The organism is Jejuibacter sp. L23, assembly GCF_050815825.1.
GTDB lineage: Bacteria > Pseudomonadota > Gammaproteobacteria > Enterobacterales > Enterobacteriaceae > Jejubacter > Jejubacter calystegiae.
This window is the reverse complement of record NZ_CP138199.1, coordinates 368,058-393,953: the sequence shown is the minus strand read 5'-3', so window position 1 is coordinate 393,953 and position 25,896 is coordinate 368,058. Positions and strand designations below refer to the sequence as shown.

Annotated in this window: 22 protein-coding genes; 11 read left to right on the top strand and 11 right to left on the bottom strand. The window is 57.2% G+C overall.

All coding sequences use genetic code 11. From position 1 onward, the window contains the following. The first annotated feature begins 5 nt into the window (after positions 1–5). The 3 genes from ssnA to SCU88_RS01780 all read left to right on the top strand — a co-directional run bounded on the left by ssnA (position 6) and on the right by SCU88_RS01780 (position 3,277). Positions 6–1,331, top strand: a complete 1,326-nt coding sequence (gene ssnA, locus SCU88_RS01790; protein ID WP_175341860.1) for a putative aminohydrolase SsnA — start codon at positions 6–8, stop codon at positions 1,329–1,331. 360 nt (positions 1,332–1,691) lie between these two features. Then, the gene (locus SCU88_RS01785; protein WP_175341859.1) at positions 1,692–3,158 is read left to right on the top strand and encodes a solute carrier family 23 protein; all 1,467 of its coding nucleotides are present in this window, start codon (positions 1,692–1,694) and stop codon (positions 3,156–3,158) included. After that, positions 3,155–3,277, top strand: coding sequence for a hypothetical protein (locus SCU88_RS01780; protein ID WP_277752996.1), 123 nt, complete (start codon positions 3,155–3,157; stop codon positions 3,275–3,277). Before SCU88_RS01785 ends, SCU88_RS01780 begins: the two co-directional genes overlap by 4 nt. Here SCU88_RS01780 and SCU88_RS01775 read toward each other — a convergent pair. Beyond that, entirely contained in the window at positions 3,274–4,062 is a 789-nt protein-coding gene (locus tag SCU88_RS01775) for a tyrosine-protein phosphatase (RefSeq protein WP_175341858.1), read from the bottom strand. The genes SCU88_RS01780 and SCU88_RS01775 overlap by 4 nt on opposite strands. A gap of 198 nt (positions 4,063–4,260) precedes the next feature. On the opposite strand from SCU88_RS01775, the gene fdhF reads away from it, so the two are divergent. Beyond that, positions 4,261–6,408 (top strand): formate dehydrogenase subunit alpha, encoded by a 2,148-nt coding sequence (gene fdhF / locus SCU88_RS01770; protein WP_175341857.1) that lies wholly within the window; start codon positions 4,261–4,263, stop codon positions 6,406–6,408. A 65-nt stretch (positions 6,409–6,473) separates the two neighbouring features. On the opposite strand, the gene gltP is transcribed toward fdhF, so the two are convergent. Further along, positions 6,474–7,787, bottom strand: a complete 1,314-nt coding sequence (gltP, locus tag SCU88_RS01765) for a glutamate/aspartate:proton symporter GltP (RefSeq protein WP_175341856.1) — start codon at positions 7,785–7,787, stop codon at positions 6,474–6,476. A 424-nt stretch (positions 7,788–8,211) separates the two neighbouring features. On the opposite strand from gltP, the gene acs reads away from it, so the two are divergent. The 3 genes from acs (at position 8,212) to actP (ending at position 12,310) form a co-directional block, all read left to right on the top strand. Then, positions 8,212–10,170 carry an acetate--CoA ligase gene (gene acs, locus SCU88_RS01760; protein ID WP_175341855.1) on the top strand — a complete coding sequence of 653 codons (1,959 nt, stop codon included), beginning with the start codon at positions 8,212–8,214 and terminating at the stop codon, positions 10,168–10,170. A 188-nt stretch (positions 10,171–10,358) separates the two neighbouring features. Then, positions 10,359–10,670 carry a DUF485 domain-containing protein gene (locus SCU88_RS01755; RefSeq protein WP_175341854.1) on the top strand — a complete coding sequence of 104 codons (312 nt, stop codon included), beginning with the start codon at positions 10,359–10,361 and terminating at the stop codon, positions 10,668–10,670. Continuing rightward, positions 10,667–12,310 (top strand): cation/acetate symporter ActP, encoded by a 1,644-nt coding sequence (gene actP, locus SCU88_RS01750; RefSeq protein ID WP_175341853.1) that lies wholly within the window; start codon positions 10,667–10,669, stop codon positions 12,308–12,310. The genes SCU88_RS01755 and actP overlap by 4 nt, the downstream gene beginning before the upstream one ends. 226 nt (positions 12,311–12,536) lie before the next feature. On the opposite strand, the gene SCU88_RS01745 is transcribed toward actP, so the two are convergent. Continuing rightward, on the bottom strand, positions 12,537–14,069 hold the full coding sequence (locus SCU88_RS01745; RefSeq protein ID WP_175341852.1) for a hypothetical protein: 1,533 nt from the start codon (positions 14,067–14,069) through the stop codon (positions 12,537–12,539). 100 nt (positions 14,070–14,169) lie between these two features. Here SCU88_RS01745 and SCU88_RS01740 point away from each other — a divergent pair, with 100 nt between their 5' ends. Next, positions 14,170–15,462 carry a Gfo/Idh/MocA family oxidoreductase gene (locus tag SCU88_RS01740; RefSeq protein ID WP_175341851.1) on the top strand — a complete coding sequence of 431 codons (1,293 nt, stop codon included), beginning with the start codon at positions 14,170–14,172 and terminating at the stop codon, positions 15,460–15,462. Here SCU88_RS01740 and SCU88_RS01735 read toward each other — a convergent pair. Both SCU88_RS01735 and SCU88_RS01730 read right to left on the bottom strand, forming a co-directional pair. Then, positions 15,459–16,148, bottom strand: coding sequence for an LrgB family protein (locus SCU88_RS01735; RefSeq protein WP_138095364.1), 690 nt, complete (start codon positions 16,146–16,148; stop codon positions 15,459–15,461). The two genes, SCU88_RS01740 and SCU88_RS01735, sit on opposite strands and share 4 nt — an antisense overlap. Next, a complete protein-coding gene (locus SCU88_RS01730) occupies positions 16,141–16,563 on the bottom strand; it encodes a CidA/LrgA family protein (RefSeq protein WP_175341850.1) in 423 nt (140 codons plus the stop codon). The genes SCU88_RS01735 and SCU88_RS01730 overlap by 8 nt, the downstream gene beginning before the upstream one ends. A 103-nt stretch (positions 16,564–16,666) precedes the next feature. Between SCU88_RS01730 and SCU88_RS01725 the strand changes: the two genes are divergently transcribed. Further along, on the top strand, positions 16,667–17,554 hold the full coding sequence (locus SCU88_RS01725; RefSeq protein WP_175341849.1) for a LysR substrate-binding domain-containing protein: 888 nt from the start codon (positions 16,667–16,669) through the stop codon (positions 17,552–17,554). Between the two features lie 45 nt (positions 17,555–17,599). Here SCU88_RS01725 and SCU88_RS01720 read toward each other — a convergent pair whose 3' ends face one another. The 3 genes from SCU88_RS01720 to soxR form a co-directional block, all read right to left on the bottom strand. After that, complete coding sequence (locus tag SCU88_RS01720) at positions 17,600–19,246, bottom strand: Na+/H+ antiporter (protein ID WP_138095362.1); 1,647 nt, start codon at positions 19,244–19,246, stop codon at positions 17,600–17,602. 167 nt (positions 19,247–19,413) lie between these two features. Next, positions 19,414–20,766, bottom strand: a complete 1,353-nt coding sequence (locus SCU88_RS01715; RefSeq protein WP_138095361.1) for an NCS2 family permease — start codon at positions 20,764–20,766, stop codon at positions 19,414–19,416. Between the two features lie 333 nt (positions 20,767–21,099). Then, positions 21,100–21,597: a redox-sensitive transcriptional activator SoxR gene (soxR, locus tag SCU88_RS01710; RefSeq protein WP_138095360.1), complete on the bottom strand. Its 498-nt coding sequence runs from the start codon at positions 21,595–21,597 to the stop codon at positions 21,100–21,102. A 116-nt stretch (positions 21,598–21,713) separates the two neighbouring features. Here soxR and soxS point away from each other — a divergent pair, with 116 nt between their 5' ends. Both soxS and SCU88_RS01700 read left to right on the top strand, forming a co-directional pair. Next, entirely contained in the window at positions 21,714–22,040 is a 327-nt protein-coding gene (gene soxS / locus SCU88_RS01705) for a superoxide response transcriptional regulator SoxS (protein ID WP_138095359.1), read from the top strand. A 233-nt stretch (positions 22,041–22,273) separates the two neighbouring features. After that, positions 22,274–22,552 carry a YjcB family protein gene (locus SCU88_RS01700; protein ID WP_138095358.1) on the top strand — a complete coding sequence of 93 codons (279 nt, stop codon included), beginning with the start codon at positions 22,274–22,276 and terminating at the stop codon, positions 22,550–22,552. Between the two features lie 28 nt (positions 22,553–22,580). On the opposite strand, the gene SCU88_RS01695 is transcribed toward SCU88_RS01700, so the two are convergent. Genes SCU88_RS01695 through SCU88_RS01685 form a run of 3 tightly spaced genes read right to left on the bottom strand, consistent with a single transcriptional unit; the run spans position 22,581 to position 25,809 of the window. Then, positions 22,581–23,705 carry an ABC transporter permease gene (locus SCU88_RS01695; protein ID WP_138095357.1) on the bottom strand — a complete coding sequence of 375 codons (1,125 nt, stop codon included), beginning with the start codon at positions 23,703–23,705 and terminating at the stop codon, positions 22,581–22,583. Further along, positions 23,702–24,856: an ABC transporter permease gene (locus SCU88_RS01690; protein WP_138095356.1), complete on the bottom strand. Its 1,155-nt coding sequence runs from the start codon at positions 24,854–24,856 to the stop codon at positions 23,702–23,704. The genes SCU88_RS01695 and SCU88_RS01690 overlap by 4 nt, the downstream gene beginning before the upstream one ends. After that, positions 24,838–25,809, bottom strand: a complete 972-nt coding sequence (locus SCU88_RS01685; RefSeq protein ID WP_175341848.1) for an efflux RND transporter periplasmic adaptor subunit — start codon at positions 25,807–25,809, stop codon at positions 24,838–24,840. Before SCU88_RS01685 ends, SCU88_RS01690 begins: the two co-directional genes overlap by 19 nt. Positions 25,810–25,896: the final 87 nt, after the last annotated feature.

The following is a 25,896-nucleotide window of genomic DNA, read 5'->3' as shown; positions in this document are numbered from 1 at the left end:
CCCCTATGCTACTGCTAAAAAACTGTACCGCCGTTGAGTTTTCTCCGGCCCAGGTGACGCCCGGCATCGACATTTTGATTCAGGGCTCGCGCATCATTGATGTCGGCCCTGGCCTGGCAACCCGCTATCCCGATGCCCCCGTGAAGGAGATGTCCGGCAAGCTGGTGATGCCGGGACTGGTATGCGCCCATAATCACTTTTACTCCGGCCTGTCGCGGGGCATTCTTGCTCCCATCGCCCCGTGCCCCGATTTTATCTCCACCCTGAAAAACCTGTGGTGGCGGTTGGATCGCGCGCTGGATGAAGAGTCGCTCTACTACAGTGGCGTGATCTGCGCGCTGGAAGCAGTGCGCAGCGGCTGTACTGCCGTTATCGACCACCATGCCTCGCCGCAGTTTATCCACGGTTCGCTGGCGCTGCTGCGCGAAGCCTTTATCACCGTTGGCCTGCGCGGTATGACCTGCTTTGAAACCACCGATCGCAACGGCGGCTTGAAGGAGCTGGAAGCAGGCGTGGAAGAGAACATTCGCTTCGCCCAACTGATTGATAGCGATAAAGAAAAATCCCCCGATGATTATCTGGTTGAGGCGCATATCGGTGCCCATGCTCCCTTTACGGTACCCGATGCCGGACTGAAACTGCTACATGAAGCCTGCGAAGTTACCGGCCGCGGGCTGCATATTCACGTTGCGGAAGATCGTTACGACGTTTCCTGGAGCCGTGATAAGTACGGAATGGAGCCGCTGGCCCGCCTGGATCAATATGGTCTGTTGGGGGAAAAAAGCCTGATTGCTCACGGCCTGTGGCTGTCACCCGACGATGTGCTGCTGCTTAATGAACGCCACGCGTTCCTGGCGCATAACCCCCGCTCAAATATGAATAACAACGTCGGCTATAACCCGCATCTGTCGATGCTCAGGCACGTCGCGCTGGGTACCGATGGTATCGGCTCAGATATGTTTGAAGAGCTGAAGTTCGCTTACTTTAAGCATCGCGATGCAGGTGGCCCCCTATGGCCAACCGATTTCCTGAATATGCTTCACAGCGGCAATCAACTGCTGGAACGCAATTTCAACCAGCCTTTCGGGCGTCTGGCAAAGGGCTATACCGCCGATCTCACCATCTGCGATTACCCGGCCCCCACACCGCTGTATCCGGAAAACCTGGCAGGCCATTTTGCCTTTGGCCTGAGCAGTGCGTCCGTTCACAGCGTGATGGTGGCGGGCAGCATGATCTACGAGGATCGCCAGTTCTCCTTTGACGCCGCCCGACTATACGAAGAAGCGCGACCGGTGGCAGAAAAAATGTGGCAACGCATGGCGGAACTCTGATCTCAGCCAGGCTCCCAGGCGGCGGGACTCTGTCCCGCCGCTGCTTTTTATTCCGGTATGACTCCCCATCAATACGATTTATTCATTCTCATTGTGATAGCCGCCAGTGAAAAATCCTCTCCCGCGCTATCCACATTCCTCCTCCTGTTTTCGCCAGTCTATGGCTATTTGCGTGACGATTTTCACAGTTCATCCATCAAATGCCGCCACAGACAGCAATCTGGCACCGCTTACGCATTCTGTTTCCTGCGTTTTCCGTATTTACGCGTTCCGGATAACGACGTACCTAAGGGAGGCAGCACGCCTTCGAATCGTAGCCCGCATAGCTGTTATCTGGGCCGTACAGGAGAAAAATATTCGATGAAAGAATCCACCCTGAACCCTACGAAATCCCTGATATCACCAGGCCCGGTTGATGAAATTCTGCCTCCGGGCCAGATGATTCTTTATGGGCTGCAACATGTGCTGGTGATGTACGCTGGCGCCGTCGCAGTCCCCCTGGTTGTCGGCACCGCCGTGGGGCTATCCGCCGAACAGGTGATCATGCTGATCAGCACCGATCTATTTATCTGCGGCGCAGCCACCATTATTCAGGCGCTGGGGATCGGAAAGTGGATAGGTTGCCGCCTGCCGGTAGTGCAAGGCTGTACCTTCGCGGCACTGGTGCCCATGGTGCTCATCGGTAAGGAGTACGGTATCGGCGGCATTTCAGGTGCGGTGATCGTCGCTGGCATTTTCACGCTACTCTGCGCCCCCTGGATCTGCCGAATGGTACATCTGTTTCCCAAAGTCGTCATGGGGGCCATCGTCACGCTTATCGGACTGTCGATTTTGCCCGTCGCTGGCGGCTGGATCGGCGGCGGCAGCAGCGATATGGAAAGTTTCGGCAATATGACATCGCTGATTATGGCCTTTATTACTCTGGTGATTATCCTCAATATCTACACCTTCGCATCAGGTCTGATTAAAAATATCGCCGTGCTGATCGGCCTGATTATCGGCACTATCCTGTGGGGCTTTTTTAATCCTCTCGATTTCCAGGTGGTTTCTCAAACCTCCTGGCTTAACTTTCCGCGCCTGATGCACTTTGCAACCCCTGAATTTCATCTGCTGCCTATCGTGCTGCTCTCAATGGTGATGGTGGTGGTGATGGTGGAAACCATGTCCTCTATGATGGCGACCGGAGAAATCGTCGGCAGGAAAGCCGACCAGGCGATGCTGCGTCGGGGGCTGACCGCCTGCGGGCTGGCAACCACCATTGGCGGCATGTTTAATCTTTTTCCCTACTCCGCCTTTGCCCAGAATGTCGGGCTTATCGGTCTGACTGGCGTGCGTAGCCGATTTGTGGTGGCAGTATCGGGCTGCATTCTCATTTTGATGGGAATGTTCGCCAAAATGGCCGCGCTGGTGGTGATGATCCCGAAGCCAATACTTGGCGGCGCGGGCGTGGTGATGTTCGGTATGGTGGCAGTGTCCGGCATCCGCACCCTGGGTAAAGTAAACTATCGTAATAATAACAACGGAATGGTGGTTGCCCTGACGCTCGGACTGGGCCTGATGCCGGTACTGGTACCCGGACTGTTCAGCCAACTGCCGGAAATGGCACAGCTGTTTCTGCACAGCGGTATTACCATCGGCACCGTCACCGCCATTGTAGCGAACCTGGTGCTTAACGGCGCCGACCGTACTGCCCGCCACGCGACGGAAAACATTGCCCCGGATCCTGCTCCCGAGCCGACGGCGGCACGGAAGGTGGCGGTAAGAACGGTACGCATGTGGCTGCTGTTGCGTAAAGTGCAGCAGGAGCATGAGCGCGAGGAGGGATGATGGCGTCGCTATCGCTCCGCCTGCTGTGCGCCCTGGGGCTACTGGGCATAATGGCGCTACCGGCGTTCGATGGCCTGGCCTCAGGCCTGGAGAGCCGGTTTATCTGGCTCTGTTTTTAACCGGCCACCACCAGCAGTTCGGTCAGCCGCCGGCGTTCCTGCACGCCGATGCCCAGCGCATCGCGCAGAAAGGCGTCGGCGCTGCCGTAGCCGTCGTCCATCGCATTCAGCGCATTTTGCAGCCAGGCTTCCTGCACCTCCAGTAGCGTCAGGATCTCTTCTGGCCGCTTGTCCGGCGCAAACGCTATAAATTTCGCCAGCAGCCGCTGATTCTCTTCTTTGCGATAGCGGTTACTAAGCAGGTAATCGGCGACAATCAGTTCCGTTTTCGCGCCCAGAGCCAGCAGTACCAGCGCCGCGGCAAATCCCGTACGATCCTTTCCGGCGGTGCAGTGGAAATAGACTGCGCCATCTTCGGACTCCAGCAGGGTGTTAAAGAAGCCGCGCCAGGCCTCCAGGCATGCGGCGTCGGTGATAAATGCGCGGTAGACCTCAAGCAGTATCTGAGTCGGGTCGCGTTGACCCAGCCGGGCCACCATCTCTTTCGGATCGGCGCTGTGCCCTTCCATCACCGCCTTGAGCACATCCAGCCGCACCAGTCGTGCGCTTTCGGGATAGCGATCGGGCGCTTCCGCAACCTCACCATCGGTTCTCAGATCGATAATCCTGTTCACTGACAACTGAACCATCTGCCGCTGACCTGGCAGCGTAAGCATGCTGAGATCTGCGCCCCGCAAAAGGCGGCCCGGGCGAATGACTCCCTCACGCACCGGGTAGCCTCCCAGATCCCGAACGTTACATACACCATCGAGCGCGACAGGCCGCGCCGTTATCACATCCTTCATCTCCATGCTCCTTGCCGTTAACGGTTAGGGGTATCCAATTTCATGTTTTCAATCAGGGAATTGCTGCTTTTCTCTCCGCTATCATGCCCGATATCAGTCTGAAATGCATGGCACAGAAGATGCATCAGACAAGGAGAACTTCATACCATAAGGCGGCTGACGACCGCCAGAACAGGCTACAAGGGAGTGATTCACCATATGAACAAGGTTATGACCGTCTGCCCCTACTGCGCCTCTGGCTGCAAAATGCATCTGCTGGTCGACGATGGCAAAGTCGTCGGCGCCGAACCCGCTCCTGGCAGGAACAACCAGAGCACGCTGTGCCTGAAAGGCTACTATGGCTGGGACTTTCTTAACGATACCCAGATCCTGACGCCCCGTCTGAAAAATCCAATGATTCGCAAGAGCCGTGGCGGCAAGCTGGAATCGGTCTCCTGGCAGGAAGCGCTGGATTATGTCGCCGACAAATTTCTGAAGGTACGGGAAAAGTACGGCCCCGACGCCATTATGACCACCGGATCTTCCCGGGGGCCCGGCAACGAAGCCAACTATCTGATGCAGAAATTCGCTCGGGCCGTCATCGGTACCAATAACGTCGATTGTTGCGCGCGCGTCTGACACGGCCCCTCGGTTGCAGGTCTGCACCAGTCAGTGGGCAATGGCGCTATGAGCAACTCAGTCACCGAGATTGAGGATACCGATTTACTGCTGATCTTCGGCTATAACCCGGCAGATTCACACCCGATTATCGCCAACCGGGTGATTCGGGCAAAACAGAAAGGCGCGAAACTTATTGTCTGCGATCCGCGGCGTATTGAGAGCGCCCGTATCGCCGATCTCCACCTTCAGTTACACAATGGTTCCAATATCGCGCTGCTGAACGCCATGGCCCACGTGATTATTGAAGAGGGACTGGAGGATCGCGCCTTTATCGCATCACGCACAGAAGGGTTCGACGCCTGGCGTGAGATCGTCGCCCGCTATACGCCGGAGTCGGTAGAAGAGGTGACAGGGGTCACCGCCGCCGACATTCGCCGGGCCGCCAGGCTCTATGCCACGGCCAAAACCGCCACCATTCTGTGGGGCATGGGCGTGACTCAGTTCTATCAGGGAGTGGAGACGGTACGCGCCCTGACCAGTCTGGCACTGCTGACGGGCAACCTGGGCAAGCCCAATGCCGGCGTTAACCCGGTACGCGGCCAGAATAACGTTCAGGGCGCCTGCGATATGGGGGCGCTGCCGGACACTTTCCCGGGCTATCAGTCGGTAAGCGTAGCGGAAAACCGCGACAAATTCGCCAAAGCCTGGGGCGTGCCCTCTCTGCCGGAAAAAACCGGTTATCGCATCAGTGAGCTACCGCATCGCGTGGCCCACGGCGAAGTCCGTGCTGCTTACATTATGGGGGAGGATCCCATGCAGACCGACGCCGAACTGTCAGCGATACGCGAAGCGATGGACGGCCTGGAGCTACTGGTGGTTCAGGACATCTTTATGACCAAAACCGCCGCGGTGGCGGACGTAGTGCTACCCGCCACTAGCTGGGGCGAGCATGAAGGGGTATATACCGCGGCGGATCGCGGCTTCCAGCGCTTCTTTAAGGCAGTCGAGCCCCAGTGGGATCTGAAAACCGACTGGCAGATTATTAGCGAACTCGCCACCCGCATGGGCTACCCGATGCAGTATGAAAACACTCAGGCCATCTGGGATGAGATGCGCCACCTGTGCCCCTCTTTCTATGGCGCCACTTACGAAAAAATCGGCGAGCTGGGCTACATTCAGTGGCCATGCCGCAGCGAATCCCCCGAGGATCAGGGAACTCCCTGGCTTTATGAAGGGCGTTTCGACCGACCCAACGGTCTGGGGCAGTTCTTCACCTGCGACTGGCTACCGCCCCAGGATCAGCTTAGCGAAGACTATCCTATGGTGCTGTCGACGGTGCGCGAGGTGGGGCACTACTCCTGCCGTTCAATGACCGGTAACTGCGCGGCGCTGGCGGCGTTGGCCGACGAGCCAGGCTATGCCCAGATCCATACGGACGATGCCGAACGGCTGGGCATTCACGATGAAGCGCTGTTGTGGGTAACGTCACGCAAAGGGCGGGTGATCGTTCGTGCCCAGGTCAGCGATCGCCCCAATCGCGGCGCGGTCTATATGACCTATCAGTGGTGGATTGGCGCCTGTAATGAACTGGTGAGCGAAAATCTGAGTCCGATAACCAAAACGCCGGAGTATAAATACAGCGCGGTCCGTCTGGAGCCCATTGCCGACCAGCAGGCGGCAGAGCGTTACGTTCAGGAAGAGTATCAACACCTGAAGTCCAGGCTGCGTGAAAGCGCGGCGGGCTAATATAAAAAACCCCCGCACCGATACGATGCGGGGGCCTTTAACCGACGTTGTGTGTTGCTGCCGTGTTAACCCTGTGCGGTGGTATCAAACTTGCCCAGAACCTCGCGTTCATAGGCCAGCGCTTTCTTCTTATCGAACCGATGCTCCCACTTGGCAATCACCAGTACCGCCAGCGCGTTACCAACAACATTCAGCGCGGTACGCGCCATATCAAGGATTCGGTCCACCCCGGCAATAAAGGCCAGGCCTTCCAGCGGAATACCGACGCTACCCAGCGTCGCCAGCAGAACCACAAAGGAGACGCCCGGAACGCCGGCAATCCCTTTAGAAGTCACCATCAGGGTCAGCACCAGAGTGATCTCCTGCCAGATGGAAAGCTCAATGCCGTAGAGCTGCGCGATGAAGATAGCAGCAATACTCTGATATAGCGTGGAGCCATCGAGGTTAAACGAGTAACCGGTCGGCACCACAAAACTGGTAATCGACGAAGGCGCGCCATAGGCTTCCATCTTCTGGATGATGCGCGGCAGTACGCTTTCAGAGCTGGCGGTGGAGTAAGCCAGGATCAGTTCATCCTTCAGGATACGAATCAGCGTCCAGACCCGCAGGCCGCAGATGCGGGCTACGGCCCCCAGTACCACCAGTGCGAAGAAGATAATCGCCACGTAAACCAGGATGACCAGCTTAGCCAGCGGCCACAGCGAGGCGAAACCGAAGTTCGCTACCGTCACCGAGATCAGCGCAAAGACCCCTACCGGAGCGTAACGCATCACCATGTGAGTCACTTTAAACATAGTTTCGGAAACGCTACGGAATACGGTCACCAGCGGATCGCGATTTTTCGCCGGCAGCGATGACAACCCTAAGCCGAACAGTACCGAGAAGAAGATAATCGGCAGCATGTCGCCCTTCACCATGGAGGCGAAGATATTGGTAGGCACCAACGACAGAATGGTTCCCATCAGACCTTGAGAGTGGTCCGCCACGGCATTCGTAGTGGCTTCATACTTTGAAATATCCACTGTTGCCAGCTGAGACATATCAATACCATGGCCTGGCTGGAAGACATTGGCCATAGTGATACCCAGGACAATGGCGACCGTTGTGATCACTTCAAAGTAGAGAATGGTTTTTACGCCAATACGGCCTAACTGCTTGGCATCCCCAACGCCGGCAATACCCACCACCAGCGTAGAGATAACAATAGGCACCACGATCATTTTGATCAGGTGAATAAAGATGTCGCCCGCAGGTGACAGGAGGTTGTTGATCAACCATTCACGGCTGTCGCTTTGATAATGGAGGAAACTCCCAAGAATAATCCCCAGAACTAACGCCAGCAGAATCTGCCAGGCAAGTCCGAACTTTCTGTTTTTCATAACAACTGTACTTCCTGAATCCAAGCGTCATTCCCGGCCCGTTGTGGGCGGGAATGCCACAAACTGAAAAAGGGGTATGACAAACGTCGGGTGATGTGTGGAGTTTTAACGCCCTTAATCAGTATCATCTGAATGGCCATTCGCGCAACCCTTGAAATTCAAAGCCATTCACGCAAAATGCATATATAAGCATTATTTTTTAGCGCTAAACAAAACTAACACACTGTTATAAAAAAAGATTATATCGCTTGTTTTCAAATAATCATTACTGGTTATTATTTCTTCTCTCGGTTTCGTTTGCTCATTTAATGTACATTTACGCCAATGCGTGATCTGTCGCCCAAATAGTAAACAAAAACGCCGATACCCCTACAATTAACGTTTGGTTGACATATTATTAACATCCTGGAAGGAGAAAATAACTATGAGCCAAATACACAAACATCCGATTCCCGCCCATATTGCGGAAGACTGCCTGATCACCCCGGAACAGTACGCGGCCAAATACCGCCAGTCCATAGAAGAGCCTGACGCCTTCTGGGGCGAGCAGGGAAAGATTCTGGACTGGATAAAACCCTATACTAAGGTGAAAAACACCTCTTTTGCACCGGGAAATATTGCTATCAAATGGTATGAGGACGGCACCCTCAACCTGGCGGCTAACTGTCTGGATCGCCATCTGGAAAAGAATGGCTCCCGCCCCGCCCTTATCTGGGAAGGCGACGACGCCAGCCAGAGCAAGACTATCACTTATCGCGAACTGCATGCCGACGTCTGCCGTTTCGCCAACGTGCTTCTGAGTCAGGGCATCAGTAAAGGCGACGTGGTCGCTATCTATATGCCGATGGTGCCAGAAGCCGCCGTTGCGATGCTGGCCTGTGCCCGTATCGGCGCTATTCATTCCGTGATCTTTGGCGGTTTCTCGCCAGAAGCCGTCGCGGGCAGGATTATCGACAGTAATGCCCGACTGGTAATCACCGCCGATGAAGGGGTGCGCGCCGGTCGTAATATTCCGCTGAAGCGCAACGTTGACGATGCGCTGAAGAATCCCAACGTGAAGAGCGTGGGCAACGTCGTGGTGTTCAAACGCACTGGCGGCGATATAGCCTGGCACGAAGGCCGCGACCTGTGGTGGAGCGACCTGATGGCCAACGCCAGCGCGGAAAATCAGCCGGTAGAAATGAATGCGGAAGACCCGCTATTCATCCTCTACACCTCTGGCTCCACCGGTAAGCCTAAAGGAGTGCTGCATACCACTGGCGGGTATCTGGTCTATGCCGCCGCCACCTTTCAATATGTCTTCGATTATCATCCCGGCGAAGTTTACTGGTGTACGGCCGACGTCGGCTGGGTGACCGGCCACAGCTACCTGCTTTACGGCCCGCTGGCCTGTGGGGCAACCACCCTGATGTTCGAAGGGGTGCCGAACTGGCCTCAGCCCAACCGTATGGCCCAGGTGGTGGACAAACACAAGGTTAATATCCTCTACACCGCCCCAACCGCTATTCGCGCCCTGATGGCCGAAGGGGATAAAGCCATCGAAGGCACCGATCGTTCGTCGCTGCGTATTCTCGGTTCAGTGGGAGAACCCATTAACCCGGAAGCCTGGGAGTGGTTCTGGGATAAAATCGGCAACAGACACTGCCCGGTAATGGACACCTGGTGGCAGACCGAAACCGGCGGCTTTATGATCGCCCCGATGCCAGGCGCCACCGAGCTTAAGGCCGGTTCCGCCACCCTGCCCTTCTTCGGCGTACAGCCGGAACTGGTGGATAACGAAGGCAACGCGCTACCTGGCGCCACCGAAGGCAATCTGACCATTACCGACTCCTGGCCGGGCCAGGCCCGTACCCTGTTCGGCGATCACGAACGCTTTGAACAGACCTACTTCTCCACCTTTAAAAATCGCTACTTCAGCGGTGACGGCGCCCGTCGCGACGAGGATGGCTACTACTGGATCACCGGACGCGTGGATGACGTGCTGAACGTCTCAGGCCACCGCCTGGGCACCGCCGAAATCGAATCAGCGCTGGTTTCGCATCCGAAAATCGCCGAAGCCGCGGTGGTGGGAATCCCACATAACATCAAGGGGCAGGCCATCTACGCTTACGTCACTCTTAACCACGGCGAAGACCCCACGCCGGAACTCTACGCTGAGGTGCGCAACTGGGTGCGCAAAGAGATCGGCCCGCTGGCTACGCCAGACGTGCTGCACTGGACCGACTCCCTGCCGAAAACCCGCTCCGGCAAGATTATGCGCCGCATTCTGCGCAAAATTGCCGCCGGCGACACCAGCAACCTGGGAGATACCTCCACGCTCGCCGATCCTGGCGTGGTGGAAAAACTGCTCGAAGAGAAATCAGCTATCGCGATGCCTTCCTGAACCCCACACCAGTCAGGGGGCCGGAATGGCCAGTAGTCCACTGCATGGCGTATCGGCTCAGGCCGGACGCCATCGGTATAAATTCGCCGGGAATATCCCGGTGGTACCGGGTATGCGGAGGGTTTCCCCTGCGGTCCCTTACCCCTGAAAAAAACAACAATTGAAACTGACCTCTGGAGAACTCTGTGATGAATGATGTCATTTGTCAGCGGATAGAAGGGAGTGCGCATTTCAGGGAACTGGTAGCCAAACGTCAAAAATTCGCCTGGACTCTATCCGCCATTATGCTGGTGATTTACGTGGGCTTTATTTTTCTGATCGCCTTCGCCCCGGCCTGGCTGGGTACCCCCCTGCACGGGCAGACCAGCGTGACCCGGGGCATTCCTATCGGTATCGGCGTTATCGTTATCTCTTTTATTCTGACCGGTATCTACGTCTGGCGTGCCAACGGCGAGTTCGATCGCCTGAATAAAGCCGTACGTCAGGAGGTGGATGCATGAAGGCACTCTATCTCCTGCTGCTGGCGACCCCCGCCGTCACGGCCGCCGATGCCATTAGCGGCGCGGTGGAGCGCCAGCCCACCAACTGGCAGGCCATCATTATGTTCGTGGTGTTCGTGATGTTCACCCTGGGCATTACCTGGTGGGCCTCAAAACGCACCCGCTCGCGCAGCGACTACTACACGGCCGGGGGCAATATCACCGGCTTTCAGAACGGGCTGGCGATCTCCGGGGACTTTATGTCCGCAGCCTCCTTCCTGGGCATTTCAGCGCTGGTCTATACCTCCGGCTACGATGGCCTGATCTACTCGCTCGGCTTCCTGGTCGGCTGGCCCATTATTCTGTTTCTGATCGCCGAGCGTCTGCGTAATCTGGGGCGCTATACCTTCGCCGACGTCGCCTCTTATCGTCTGAAGCAGCGCCCGATTCGCACGCTTTCCGCCTGTGGATCGCTGGTAGTGGTCGCCCTTTACCTCATTGCCCAGATGGTGGGCGCCGGTAAGCTTATCGAACTGCTGTTCGGCCTGAACTACCATGTGGCGGTCGTGCTGGTGGGAGTTCTGATGGTGATGTATGTGCTGTTCGGCGGCATGTTGGCCACCACCTGGGTGCAGATTATTAAGGCGGTACTACTGCTGTTCGGCGCCAGCTTTATGGCCTTTATGGTAATGCGCCACGTCGGTTTCAGCTTCAGTAATCTGTTCAGCGAAGCGGTCAGGGTGCATCCTGATGGCCTGGAGATTATGCGCCCAGGCGGGCTGGTCAAAGACCCCATCTCTGCACTGTCGCTGGGCCTGGGGCTGATGTTCGGTACAGCGGGGCTGCCCCATATCCTGATGCGTTTCTTCACCGTTAGCGACGCCCGGGAAGCCCGTAAGAGCGTATTCTATGCCACCGGATTTATGGGTTACTTCTACATCCTGACCTTTATTATCGGCTTTGGCGCCATCATGCTGGTGGGCGCTAACCCCGCCTTTAAGGATGCGGCGGGCGCGTTGATTGGCGGCAACAATATGGCGGCGGTGCATCTGTCCAACGCAGTGGGCGGTAACCTGTTCCTTGGGTTTATCTCCGCAGTCGCCTTTGCCACCATTCTTGCCGTGGTGGCCGGACTAACGCTGGCGGGCGCCTCTGCGGTTTCCCACGATCTGTACGCCAACGTCTTCCGCCAGGGCGCCAGCGAGCGCGATGAACTACGGGTATCGAAAATCACCGTACTGGTGCTGGGCGTGGTGGCGATCCTGCTGGGGATTCTGTTCGAAAATCAGAATATCGCCTTTATGGTAGGCCTGGCCTTTTCCATTGCCGCCAGCTGTAACTTCCCCATCATTCTGCTGTCGATGTACTGGTCGAAACTGACTACCCGCGGCGCGATGATCGGCGGGTGGCTGGGGCTATTGACCGCAGTTATCCTGATGATTCTGGGACCCACCATCTGGGTGGAGATTTTAGGTCATGGCGCGCCAGTTTTCCCGTATGAATACCCGGCGCTGTTCTCGATTCTGGTGGCCTTTGTCGGAATCTGGTTGTTTTCGATTACCGATAACAGCGCCGAAGGTGCCCGGGAACGCTCCCAGTTCCGTGCGCAGTTTATCCGCTCCCAAACCGGGATCGGCATTGAGCAGGGCCGCGCCCACTAACCGCTTTACTCCCGGCCTGCGGGCCGGGATTCTCCATAAGTGATCTCAATCACTTTTTAGCGCCCCTTCAACCAACGCCTTCACACTTCTTCCGGAAAGAAATGCGATGTAGATCGCATGAAATAGCGCCAGTTTGTTATTCAACTCACATCTTTCCCTTTCTGCTCGCCAACGCTACCGTCTGCTTCCCTCCGTACGCTGACAGCGCCATCACTGCCCCTTACTCTTATTTCAGTAGCGAAGCCGCCAGGGAGCGTAGCCGTTCCGGTGCGAAAAGCTGAGGTATCACCAGCGGCGCTGTGGCGGGTAGCGTAGAGAACCAGCGTTCCAGCTCATCAGCGCAGCGCTCCAGCGCCTGAGCATGAGGCGTGAGCGGCTCCGGTTGCGCGCCGTAGCGTTCACGCCACAGCGCCGCAACCACCGCTTCTGTCACCAGACTAAACATCTGGCTGTAGCGCCCGGCGCTCTGCCAGGCCGCCTGCACAACGGCAAAGGCATCGCTCTGAGATGGGATCTCCCGAAGGCGCGCCATGGCGGTGGCGCACAGATGCGACGATGAGGATTTTTCCAGCTGGATTAGCGAGCGCTGCTCATGGCCCAGTTGAAGGTCGTCGGCTGGAAGCAGCGGCTGGAACGCCAGCGCCCAGCGGGCGCTGCGGGTATCCATATGCAGCAGTTGTTCGGCCTGAGCCAGGCTTTCCGGCACCTGGCTCTGACGATGAAGAGGTCGGCCCAGCAGATTACAGGTTTTTGTTAGCCAGTCAGCACTGGCGCCGTAGAGCTCCGCCAGTTGCTGCCCCTGCTGACGGGTGCGGAAGCTGATGCCCTGCTCCACAAACCAGGTTTCCAGCAGCGGTTCAGCGGGTTCGCCAAGCCGCGCCGCCTGCAGGCCGCTGAGATTAACCTCGTTAACGGAGCCGATAAGCGAGCTGTCGCTCAGCCACTGCCAGTTGATGCGGGCAGTGACCGCCTCTACACCGCCGGGGGCCACGCTCTGAGCCCAGCTCAGGCGTCCGCGGATCTCATCGGCCAGATAACAGGGCAGTACCGACCAGCCGTAGCCGATCCCCCACAGATCGAATTCGATCCACTTGTGATGGGGCAGCGTGGCAATCAGTGGGTGGTTAGCGAAGCCGGGGTGATAGTCGAGCTCCGTCGCCTTTAGCGAGGCGCGAACTTCCCCGGGCAGCGATGCCAGTACCGTCTGGAGCTGCTGGCGCGGCCAGGAGGCATCGATAAAGTCGCGTAACACCAACTGCTTACCCGCGGCTCGCAACGCCCGCCAGACATCCTGCAGCGCCGCCCGCCAGGGCTCGGGCTGCCAGGCGGGGGTCGTCAGGCTTAGTACCAGGCCGCGCAGTGACGGTATCGCCAGCAGCGGCGTCAGAGTCGAGCGGTAAAAATCGGCCCAAAATGACGAAGCGCCGTCCGGCGCCTGTTCGGGAAATTTCTGACGCAGCGTCTCCTGCGGCGGTGCCGCTTCGGCCTGTAACCAAAAGGCAAGATGGTGCCGTTCCAGCCAGTCAGCTACCCGCTGCAGATAGAGCAGCGCGTGGCGCCGCTGATGGCGCAGATTCTCTGCCTCCAGCCGGGGAGCGAACGGAGAAGGCTCCGCCAGCAACGCCAGCAGCTCCTGCTGGTGCAGGATGATGCCGGTAAAGCCATAGCGCTTCGCCACCGTAACTGCCTGTTCCAGCCAGGGCCAGTGCCAGATAAAAGGGCTGTTCAGCTCCAGCAGTTGATGAGGAATTCGCGCCATGCCGCTCTCCGTACCGGGAAGTGTGTCAGGCACTGTTTTACCCCGGATGACCCGCGCGTCAAAGGGGGATTTTTAACGACTTAGCGTCAGGAGAGAAAAAGTGAAACGTTACGCACTGGTCGGCACCGGCGGTCGCGCCGGGCTCTATATTGAGGCTATCGGTGGTACCTTCCGCCACAACGCACGGATGGTCGCCTTCTGCGACACCAACCAGACCCGCATGGACTACGCCAATCGGCTACTGGAAAAGACGGGGGCAGCACCGGTCCCCACCTGGAAGGCGGACAGTTTCGAGGCGATGATTCGCGAAACTCGTCCCGATGTGGTGATCGTCACCACGGTGGATCGCACCCACGATGACTATATCGTGCGCGCCCTGCATGCGGGCTGCGACGTGATTACCGAAAAGCCAATGACTATCGACGAACAGCGCGCGCTGCGCATTCTCGACGCCATTGAACAGACCGGGCGTGAGGTGCGCGTCGCCTTTAACTATCGCTACGCCCCGCACCACAGTAAAGTCCGAGAACTACTGCGCGACGGCGTCATCGGCGAAGTCTTTTCGGTGCACTTCGAATGGTTGCTCAATACCGAACACGGCGCCGATTATTTCCGGCGCTGGCACCGGGAAAAGCGCAACAGCGGCGGACTGCTGGTACACAAATCCACCCACCATTTCGATCTGATGAACTTCTGGCTCGACAGCTATCCGGAGCGGGTGTACGCCGAAGGCGATCTGCGTTTCTACGGGCGTGAAAACGCGGAGCGGCGCGGTATTACGCAGTTTTACCCCCGCGCCCACGGCTATCCGGCGGCAAAAGACGATCCCTTCGCCCTGAATATGGCCGAGAATCCTCAGCTTAAAGCGCTCTATCTGAATGCCGAACACGAAGATAACTACTTTCGCGATCAGAGCGTCTTTAGCGATGGAATCACCATTGAAGATACGCTCTCGGTGCTGGTGAAGTACCAGAATCGGGTGCAACTGACCTATTCGCTCAACGCATACCTGCCCTGGGAAGGGCTGAACATTGTGTTTAACGGCAGCAAGGGGCGGCTGGAGATGAAGCTGGTGGAGATGTCTTACGTTAACGCCGGCGGCGAACGGGATAACGAAGGCAGTCTGGAGAGCTGCGATATCACGGTATTCCCGATGTTTGATGCTCCCTGGAAAGCGAAATTTACCGTCGGCGAAGGGGGGCACGGTGGTGGCGACAACGCGATGCTGGCGGACCTGTTCGGCGAACCAGGCGAAGACCCACTGAAACGCGCCGCCGATCACCGGGCCGGCGCCCTTTCCATTCTGACCGGTATCGCAGGCAACCGCTCCCTGCAACTCCAGCGTCCGGTTCAGTTTAAGGAGTTTGAACTACTCCGCCGTCTGAAAGGCTAGAACAGCAGGCGGGCCACCAGCGGGGCGGCCAGGACCATAATAACGCCGGAGAGCATCATCACCAGGCTCGCCACCATTCCCTCCTGCGGACCCATTTCGCAGGAGCGGGCAGTCCCTGCACCGTGAGAGGCGGCGCCCAGCGCGGCGCCTTTCGCCACGCCTTCGCGAATCGCGAGTCGCAGAAACAGCACGTCCCCCACCGCCATTCCAAAGACCCCGGTCACGACCACGAACAGCGCCACCAGATCCGGCTGTCCCCCCATGGGCGCTGCCGCCGCCAGGGCGAAAGGTGTGGTGATGGAGCGTACCGCCAGACTACGCTGGATCTCGTCGGACAACATCAGCCAGCGCGCCAGCCAGACCGAGCTGGTCACCGCGACCACCGTGGCGGTCAGCGTTCCGGCGCACAGCGACATCCAGTGGCGACGAATCAGCGCCAGATTCTCATACACCGGCACGGCAAAGGCGATGGTCGCAGGTCCCAGCAGCCAGATCAGCCAGTGGCTCTGGGCGATATAGTTCTGGTAAGAAATATGCCCAAAGACTAGCACGGCCACCAGTAGCAGCGGCGTAAAGACCAGCGGCATCAGCGGCAGTTTGCGAAAACGGCGCCACAATCGCTTGTTGAGATAGTAGAGCGCCAGGGTCAACCCCAGACAAAAGAGACTCAGCGGCAGATTAGTCACTGGCCGCTGCCTTGCGCGCCGCACGCGTCACCTCGAAACGGTAGATCTTTTCCACCACCCAGCCGGTAGCCCCCAACACCATCAGCGTACTGAGCGCAATCACCAGCAGAATACGCCAGCCATCGGCCAGCAGCAGTTGGGTGTAGTTCACCACCGCCACCACCGCCGGAACAAAGAACAGCAGCATCTCTGCCAGCAGCCATCGGGCACCATCACGTACCCAGTTAACGGGTACAACGCGCAGCATAATTAATGAAAATAGCAGCAACATTCCTACCAGGTTAGCAGGCAACGGAAGATGGAACTGCCCTACCATCTGTTGCGCCACCAGAAACAGACCGGCGTACAGCAACACCTGGAAGGGCGTGGTTAAACGGGAAACAGCAGGCTTGATCGCGCGTGGCGCCGCAGGCATAGCATCAGACCCTGATAAAATAGCGGAGAGTGCAGTATAGTAAGCCTTCGATAATGCAAATAATGAATTAAACTCATCCCAGGTATAGTTAACAGGAATAGTTATGGACATCAGAACGCTGCGCTACTTTGTTGAGGTGGTTCGTCAGCAGAGCTTCACCCGGGCAGCGGAGAAGATGTTTGTCACCCAACCCACCATCAGCAAAATGTTGCGCAACCTGGAAGACGAGCTGGGCAGTACGCTATTACTACGCGAAGGGCGCCGCCTGGTACTGACCGATACCGGCCGCGCCGTGTTTGAGCGCGGCGTGGCGATTCTGGGTGAGTTTCGTCAGCTAAAAAACGAACTGGCAGACATTAACAACCTGAACAAAGGGGTGTTAAGACTGGGGATTCCGCCCATGGTAGGAATGATGATGGCAGGGCCGATCGCCGAATATCGCCGCCAGTATCCAGGTATTGAGCTTAAGATCGCCGAATTTGGCGGTCTGAAGGTACAACAGGCCGTTATGAACAGTGAGCTCGACCTGGCCATGACCGCCCTGACCTCAAATCCGGATGAAAATCTGGAAACCCTGGCGTTCTCCAGCCATCCCATGTGCGTACTGGCGCCGCGCAGCGAGCCCTGGCTGTCACGCAGCGGTGTGGCCCTGGAAGAGCTCGAAGCCTGGCCGCTGCTGGTCTATAACGAAGATTTCTCCCTGAGCCGCCAGATGACCCAGCTATTCGCCGAACACCAGATCTCACCGCGCATCGCGGTACGCAGCGGCCAGTGGGATTTCCTGGCTGCCATGGTGCAGGCCAATGTCGGCATCGCCATTCTACCGGAGCCTATCTGTCAGCGGCTGGATAAAACCAACCTGATGTGGCTGCCATTGCACAGCCCGCTGCGCTGGCAACTGGGCATGATCTGGCGCCGCGATGGCTATCTTTCCCAGAGCGCACGAGCCTGGATCGACTGCTGTAAGGCGTTCTGGTCGGTGGAGCCATAAAAAAGCCCTCTCCAGGGAGAGGGCTCGGATGAGCGTCGCTATCGCTTAGTTGTTCTCTATCAACAGCGCTTCCAGCAGGTCGAGATCGTGCAGTAGCTTTTGCAACGTCTCATTGCTGATCTTCTGGGTAGCGCGCAGATGGTACAGTTCCGCCCGCTCAGAACGCAGCGCCGTCAGGCGGAAGCGACGTTCAAGGTTCTCTTCCAGCTCCGAGTTTTCTACATCGTTACGACCATCGGCCCGGCGCCTCAGGTTACCGATAACCCGTGAACTGACTTCGCGCAGCAACTGATCGTCGATATTCTCTTCGGTGTCCGCCGCCAGCCGCTCCTCCATTTTCTGGATAGAGACAATAGCCACTTCGGCAATGGCCGCCTTAGCCAGACGCTCCTCTTTGCGGGTCTGTGCGTTATCCGGAAGCTCCACGTGACGCAGCAGGATCGGTAGCATAATCACCCCCACAAACAGCGAGAACAGGATGACGCCGGCCGAAAGGAAGATCAGCTCATAGCGCGCCGGAAAGGGATCGCCCCCCGGTAGCAGCAGCGGGATAGAGAGCACACCGGCAAGGGTAATGGCGCCGCGTACCCCGGCAAACGAGGCGATCAGCAACTCACGGGTAGTGTAAGAGCTAAACTCCATCGGGCGTTTTTTCAGGAAACGCAGGCTAAAGCGCTTCATCAGCCACAGCCAGATAAAGCGTACCAGAATCAACGCGAAGTAGATCAGCACCACATCCATGAACAGTATCCAGACTTCTACATTGGGATCGGCTTCCGCCGCCGCCAGCGAGTTCTCCAGAATGCCCGGTAGCTGCAGGCCCAACATCAGGAACACCATGCCGTTAAACACGAATTCCAGCATCGCCCAGACGCTGTTGGCGCGCAGGCGCATCGCCAGAGGCGCAGTACGCATCACGCCGGAACGGGTGATGGTCATCCCCGCCGCCACCGCGGCCAGAATGCCGGAAACGCCGATATGTTCCGCAATCAGATAAGAGGCGAACGGCAGCAGGAACAGCAGTACGATCTGAGTGGCCGGCTCGTCACCGCTCCAGCGGCTCATCAGACGCAGCGAGCGGCCATACAGCCAGCTCACCACAAAGCCCGCCAGCAAGCCGCCGATAGCTACCTTCAGGAACTCCAGGGTGGCGCCACCTACAGTAAAAACCATGGTGCCCATGGCCACCGCCACGGCGAATTTCAGCGAAACCAGGCCGGAGGCGTCATTCATCAGCGCCTCGCCCTGCAGGATCCCCATTATCTTCTTGGGTATGCGGCCTTCCCCCACGATGCCGGAAAGCGCCACCGCATCGGTCGGCGACAGCACGGCAGCTAGCGCAAGGGCGGGTATCAACGGAATGCCCGGCACCATGTAGTAAATCAGGAAGCCGATCCCCACCACGGTCAGCAGCACCAGCACCAGCGCCAGCCCGATAATCTCACGACCATGATTAATGAACTCCCTGGTCGGCGTCTTCCAGCCATCCGCAAACAGCAGCGGCGGGATAAACAGCACCAGGAAAAGCTCCGGATTAAAGTCCACGTGCAGGCCAAATTTAGGCCAGGCCAGTAGCGCGCCAATGGCGATCTGCATCAGCGGCAGCGGAATCTGGAACGGCAGAATCCGCGTCACCACCCCTGACAGCGAAACCACCAGCGTCAGAATCAAAATGGTAAAAAAGATTTCCATACTATCCTTAGTTATACTGCGATGTGTTTGTCATGAAATGAAGAGAAGCGTTCTCATCATAGAACACTATCTTTACATATGATGATACAGGATGTGCCCTAAACAGCGTAGAAATCAAGCGGGCCAGAGAATCCGGCCCGGGGAAGAGTCTGAAAAATAAGGAAGGATTAAATCGCCCAACCGCCTGCGTAAAACGTCACCAACACCACGGCAATCAGTATGGTACCCAGATTCAGTTTGCGCCATTCGCCAGAGAAGATACGCCCGACCACCAGGCTGGCGAAACCAATCATAATGCCGGTCACGATGTTGCAGGTGAAGACGATAATCACCGCCGTCATCAGCCCTGCCATGGCATCAACAAAGTCCTCGAAATTCAGCTTCGCCACGTTGCTCAGCATCAACAGCCCCACGTACATCAACGCTGGCGCAGTAGCGTAGGCCGGTACCAGGTAAGAGAGCGGCGAGAGGAACAGAATCAGCAGGAACAGCACACCGACCACAATGGCGGTCAGGCCGGTCTTACCGCCAGCAGCGGTTCCCGCGGCCGATTCGATGTAAACCGCAGCGGGCGAGGCCCCAACCAGGCTGGAGAAGATGCTGCTCACGGAGTCGGTGGTCAGCGCCTTGCCTCCATCGATAATCTGTCCGTCTTTATCCAGCAGGTTGCCCTGTTCCGCCACGGCGCGAATGGTGCCGGTGGCGTCGAAAACCGCCGTCATCACCAGCGCCAGCACGCTGGGCAGCACCAGCGGATTCAGCGCCCCCATAATGTCCAGACTGCCGATCAGCGAATTCCCGTTTTCATCGTTCAGGGAAGGCATGGCAAACAGAGAGCCGCTAAAGTGCACCGCGGGATCGAAAATCATACCGATAATTGAGATGGCAATAATGGTCAGCAGAATGCCACCTGGCACCTTGCGCCGCTCCAGGCCAATAATGGTCGCCAGCCCCAGCAACGACATCATCACCGGAAAGCTGGTGAAGTCGCCAAAAGCGACTGGTAACCCTTCCAGCGGATTTCTTACCACCAGTTTGACGCTATCAGCCGCAATGAGCAGCAAAAACAGGCCAATCCCGACGCCGGTCCCCTGAGCGACGCCCATGGGTAGGTTGCGTAAAATCCAGCCGCGAATACCGGTCGCAGAGATTACCGTAAACAGTACCCCCATCAGGAAGACCGCGCCCAGCGCCACCGGCACGCTGATCTGCTGGCCCAGCACCAGGCTGAAAGCGGTAAACGCCGTCAGCGACAGGGCACAGCCGATCGCCAGCGGCAGATTTGCCCACAGCCCCATGGCAATGGAGCCGACGCCCGCCACCAGGCAGGTCGCCACAAACACCGCGGCGGGCGGAAAGCCAGCCTTGCCGAGCATGCCCGGCACCACAATCACCGAGTAGACCATGGCCAGGAAGGTGGTAAGACCCGCCACCACCTCGCGGCGCACCGTACTGCCGCGCGCGGATATCTTGAACCAGGCGTCCAGAGAGCCGCCGGCACGCGGAGAAGGAGTAGACATAGTTGAAATATCCCCTGATGCTTTTTTATGAAGTTACCGTTACGCGCAGTGAACAGCCCTATGCTGGCTAAACGTCTTTCGTCCCGGGCATTGCCATGGCGTTAAAAAGGGGGTACCCCGGCAATGCAAACGTTTAACCCCGCGCGTAAAAAACGGTCGGAAATTTAAGGCAAACGATTATCCTGGCATCATTAGGGGGTTTTCAACCAAACTTTGCCCCTTTTAGATAAAAAAAACCAATACTGTCTGTTTTTCACCCAAAGGATGCGCAAACGATGTCGTTGCTGCGCAAACCGTTAACAGACGCGCGAACATTTGATCAACCTTACGCCGTTAATCGTCATCCGTTCCGGATCTATGCGGCGCCCGATCGGCGGGCTCTTCCAGCAGTCGTGCCCCGGCTCCTTCGGCGCCCAGTCGGTCATTCGGGTTACGTAGCGGGCAATCCTTACGCGACAGGCAGCCGCAACCGATACAGCCATCCAGCTCATCACGCAGGGCAACCAGCGTATTGATGCGTCGCTCCAGCTCTTCGCGCCACGTCGATGACAGCGCCTTCCACTCTTTGGCGCTCAGCGTATGGCCTTCGGGCAGCACGCTAAAGGCTTCGCTAATGGTTGCCAACGGAATGCCGATACGCTGGGCTATCTTGATGATCGCTACATAACGCAGCACATCGCGGGTATAACGCCGCTGATTACCGGCATTGCGCTGACTGTGAATCAGTCCTTTGCTTTCATAAAAGTGCAGCGCCGAAACGGCAACGCCACTACGCCTGGCCACTTCACCCGGCGTCAGCAGGGTTTTTAGTCGGGATGATTTCTTTTCCAAAACCGCTTTACCTCAAGTTAACTTGAGGAATTATACTCGTCGCCAGTAAAAAGTACGATACCCAACTCGCCAGGAGCCTGGCGACCGGGGGTATAAGAAGATAAGAGAGGATGCCTATGTCGCCACATCAGGAGATTATCCATACCTTAACGCAATGGATTGATGATCATATCGACCAGCCGCTCAACATTGACGCCGTCGCACAAAAATCCGGTTATTCGAAGTGGTACCTTCAGCGGATGTTCCGCTCGGTCATGCACCAGACGCTGGGCGAATATATCCGCCAGCGGCGCCTGGCCATGGCGGCCGAAGCGCTACGCACCACCCAACGGCCTATTTTTGATATCGCCATGGATTTTGGCTACGTCTCACAGCAAACTTTCTCACGGGTTTTCCGCCGCGAGTTTGACCGCACGCCTACCGACTATCGTCACCACGCCTGAAGACCACGGGCGGCGTCGACTGCCGCCCGAATAGTTTTTTTGTTGCTAAAAAATCCCTCAACCCCTGGTGAATTAATCAACAAATGTGATATAGTTCACATGTCCTATGCAACAGGACACCCATTTACATTTTCTGTTATGACTTATTCCCTTTGACGGCCCCGGGTCACCCTTATCGCGCGCTCTGCGTCATGCCGTTATGCGTAATAGGTTTGCTTCGAGGATGAGGTTTCATGGCTACGATCACCACGGGTGTGGTTCTAATGCGCTGGCAGCTGTTAAGCGCACTGTTGATGTTTTTTGCCAGCACGCTGAATATTCAGTTTCGTCGTTCCGAGTCCCCTGTACTGGCGGTACTTTCCACCGGACTGGGCATTGCCGCTTCATGCTGGTTCGCTACCGGACTGCTGGGCATGAGCCTCGATTTCGCGGCGATTTGGACCAATGTTAAAGACGTAACGATGGAAGTAATGAGTCACACCCCGCCCGACTGGCCGGTCGTTATGACCTGATTCAGAAGGCTCCCTCTGGGGAGCCTTTTTAGCGTTTAAGCAGAGTGCGCAGCCTGACTCTGTCCCGCAACAGCCCAATAACTACCCCCAGCAGCGCATAAAATGCCCCCAGCAGTAGCAGCATCGCCACATCATTGAGCGCACTTTGCCAGGATAGCCCCATCTGGTTCACTCCGGCTATCGCCTTGGCCGCCCAGGTTGAAGGAATCATAAAGGCAATGCCCCGCACCCAGTCCGGCATCGCCTGTAGCGGCCAAATGGTTCCCGACAGATAAAACACCGGCATGGTGATAAACGACAGGGTCAGGTAGATCATCTCCACGCTGCGCAGGCATTCGGTCAGGAACTTGCCCAACCCCAATACCGCCAGCAGGAACGGGAAGGTTAATAGCAGTAGCTCTGGTATCGCCGCAGTCTGACGATAACCCAGCACCCAGGGCCACAGCACGAACAGCACAATGGAGAGAAACAGCCAGATAGGCAGCAGCGCCGATAGACCGCCCAAATAGACCGGCAGCGGCGGCTTGCCCTGTGCATTCAACACAATGCTGACCCGCACGCTGGCGATCATCAGCGAGTGCTGAAGTAACAGCACCAACAGCCCGGGAAAGACGATTGCCGCAAAGCTGATTCCCGGATTAAACAGATCCCGGGCCTGGCCGATAATGGGCGTCATGACAATCTGCGCCTGGCGTTCGCTAAAGCCACTGCGCAGCAACAACGCCTGATCGTAGTGGTTCAGCATCTCCTGATACGCCGACTGCACATCCTGCTGAATCTGGCCGTTAGCCAGTCGGTTGGTCGCATCGCCATACACCGGCACCGTGACCGCCTTACCCGACAAAATCTTCTGTTCCAGATCGGTCGGCATAATGATAACGGCAAACAGCTTACGCCAGCCCAGATCGTGAATCGCTTTATCCAGACTGTCGTAACCCACCATTTTGACTTTAGAGGTGGCGTCCAGGTTGCGAATCAACAGACGGCTGGCTGAACTGTGGTCCTGATCGATGACCGCTACTGGTAGATCCCAGACCGTGCGATGAACGTATACCGTACTCATTACGCACAGCGAGATCAGCAACATCATCCACATCGGCCGCTCCAGCAACCCCATCAGCACCTTACTGAAGGTGGCCCAGTACGCTTTCACAGCACCACCTCCTGCTTACGCAAGCGCGCCGGAAGACGACGACACACCAGCAGTCCGGTCACCAACGGGTAGACGAGTAGCAGCGCGCAGACACTGAATACCGGACGTACCGGTACCTGACGCAGGAAAATATCAAACATGGCATAGAGCGCGTGAGTCAGCGGCTCGAGATTAGAGATAATCTGCGCTGGCAACGACATTGACAGTTCCGGCACCACGGTACCGGAGAAGGTCAAGGCGATACTGACCATAATCCCCATCATGGTGTAGGCGGTTATCGCACTGCCGGTAAAGGTGAACAGCAGAATCCCCAGACTCTGGGCCGCCATCACGTAGAAGAAGCCAACAAGCAGCATATAGATGGGATTCCCCACCACCCGGGCGTCGAAGATCCACACCAGCAACGCCAGTTCCGCCATCAGTAACGTGGTATAGCACAGGGTGTATGGTGCCAGTTTTCCCAGCAGCGACATACTGAAAGAGCTGGAATAAATCAGCGGCTTACTGCGCGCCAGCACGTAGATCATGCAGGTCACAACAAACAACTGTATCAGGTGGATCGTGGCAGCAAACTGCTGATAGTAAACGTAGCTGCCGCTGGCGTTAAACAGACTGTCGTAGGAGAGTGAGACCTGCGCCAGGGCCGGCAACGTTTTACCAATGCTGGCCGCAATAATCGAACGATAGTTGCTGTTGAGATCGGATATCAGCCCGCTAAAGTCCTGAGTAGAGTAGAGCCCGGCCCCGTAAAACAGCGCGTTATAATAGAACACCACCTGGGGCTGGCGACCCGCCAGCGCATCCGACTCAAAGTCTGGCGGGATATAGACCATGCCGTAGTCCAGCGCATTGCGCAAACGACTCTGCGCTTCTTCCAGTCCACCTGCATGTTGGGTAATGCGGGCGTGAGAACCGGCGTCGAGCTTGCGAATGAGCTGACGTGACAGGTTGCTGTGATCGTTGTCCACCACCGACACAGGCAGATCCAGCAGCGTCCCTTCCGAAAAGTTGCTGCCGATCAGCCCGAACAGCAGCAGCGGAAAGATCCAGCCCAGCCAGTGGAAAACCGGTTTGCGAAAGGCGGCGCGAATCTCACGGCGGAAGGCAAGACTGAAGCAGCGCCAGCCGGTCCTTAAACCTTCCATTGCCATAGCGTGCTCATCCCCTGTCGCAGCCCCTGCACCGGCTGAGTCGGCCACAGGCGCACTTCGAAAGTTTTCAGGTCGAAGTCGCCGGTGGCACGGGTGGCGCGTTTGGTGGAGTAATCCCCCAGCGGCGCGATGTAATGTACTTCAGCCTCGATAATCTGGTTATTGAGCGCTGGAATCCGCAGCTTCACCTTATCGCCCTTGCGAACGTGGGCCAGGATATCCTCGCGCAGGTTAAAGACAAAGTAAGCCTGGGGCTGACGCACCAGGGTCAACAGCGGGCTGGAGGCGTTCAGTAGTTCGCCCACCTCAGACGGAATCGGTCCCACTTCGCCATCGACCGGCGCCGTGACATTCAGATCATCGGCCTGAACTTTCACTTCCAACAGCTCCTGCTCCGCCTGGCGCAGCTGCGCGGCGTAAGCGGCACGCTGCTCGATACGGTCACCGTGAATGCCTTCGTCCAGATTGGCTTTCGCCCCCTGAACTTTCTGCCACGCGGTATCCCGGGCATTACGCAAATCCTGCAGATCCTGTGCAGAGATATAACCCTGGGCCGCCACCTTCTGGTTACGGTTAAGGGTCGCCTGCGCATTGCGGTAGTCAGCCTCGGCCTCGTCCAGAGTCGCTTTCAGGTTGCGAATATTCTCTTCGCGGGTGCCGTTCATCGACTGGTCGAGCTGGGCTTTCGCCTGATCGCGCGCCGCTTCCGCCGCACGCAGTTGCGCAATAATTTCCGGCGCGTCCAGCTTCATCAGCAGCTGCCCGGCCTTCACATCGTCGCCCCTTTCCACCAGACGCTCTACCACGCGCCCCTTCGCTTTCGATGTAACGATAACCTCCGGCGCATCCACCTCACCCTGCAGCAATAAATCCTGGTTCTGCGCCCTGAAAAGTACTGCCAGTGCAATCACAATCACGACCAGCAGCAACGTAAATAACGTCTTTTTCTTCACTGGCCAGGCCTCCACTGTTGATTCAAGAGTTCCATCTCAACTCCCTTGTTTTATTTTGTCTTAAGCGTAACACAAGCAAAAAAAACC

Coding starts and splice junctions, on each gene's coding strand:
- SCU88_RS01745 (WP_175341852.1), bottom strand. CDS start 14,069: ATGGCGCGAATTCCTCATCAACTGCTGGAGCTGAACAGCCCTTTTATC.
- SCU88_RS01775 (WP_175341858.1), bottom strand. CDS start 4,062: ATGAAGGATGTGATAACGGCGCGGCCTGTCGCGCTCGATGGTGTATGT.
- SCU88_RS01690 (WP_138095356.1), bottom strand. CDS start 24,856: ATGGCAATGGAAGGTTTAAGGACCGGCTGGCGCTGCTTCAGTCTTGCC.
- acs (WP_175341855.1), top strand. CDS start 8,212: ATGAGCCAAATACACAAACATCCGATTCCCGCCCATATTGCGGAAGAC.
- SCU88_RS01700 (WP_138095358.1), top strand. CDS start 22,274: ATGGCTACGATCACCACGGGTGTGGTTCTAATGCGCTGGCAGCTGTTA.
- SCU88_RS01715 (WP_138095361.1), bottom strand. CDS start 20,766: ATGTCTACTCCTTCTCCGCGTGCCGGCGGCTCTCTGGACGCCTGGTTC.
- ssnA (WP_175341860.1), top strand. CDS start 6: ATGCTACTGCTAAAAAACTGTACCGCCGTTGAGTTTTCTCCGGCCCAG.
- SCU88_RS01755 (WP_175341854.1), top strand. CDS start 10,359: ATGAATGATGTCATTTGTCAGCGGATAGAAGGGAGTGCGCATTTCAGG.
- SCU88_RS01725 (WP_175341849.1), top strand. CDS start 16,667: ATGGACATCAGAACGCTGCGCTACTTTGTTGAGGTGGTTCGTCAGCAG.
- SCU88_RS01720 (WP_138095362.1), bottom strand. CDS start 19,246: ATGGAAATCTTTTTTACCATTTTGATTCTGACGCTGGTGGTTTCGCTG.
- actP (WP_175341853.1), top strand. CDS start 10,667: ATGAAGGCACTCTATCTCCTGCTGCTGGCGACCCCCGCCGTCACGGCC.
- SCU88_RS01780 (WP_277752996.1), top strand. CDS start 3,155: ATGATGGCGTCGCTATCGCTCCGCCTGCTGTGCGCCCTGGGGCTACTG.
- SCU88_RS01730 (WP_175341850.1), bottom strand. CDS start 16,563: ATGCCTGCGGCGCCACGCGCGATCAAGCCTGCTGTTTCCCGTTTAACC.
- SCU88_RS01785 (WP_175341859.1), top strand. CDS start 1,692: ATGAAAGAATCCACCCTGAACCCTACGAAATCCCTGATATCACCAGGC.
- gltP (WP_175341856.1), bottom strand. CDS start 7,787: ATGAAAAACAGAAAGTTCGGACTTGCCTGGCAGATTCTGCTGGCGTTA.
- soxS (WP_138095359.1), top strand. CDS start 21,714: ATGTCGCCACATCAGGAGATTATCCATACCTTAACGCAATGGATTGAT.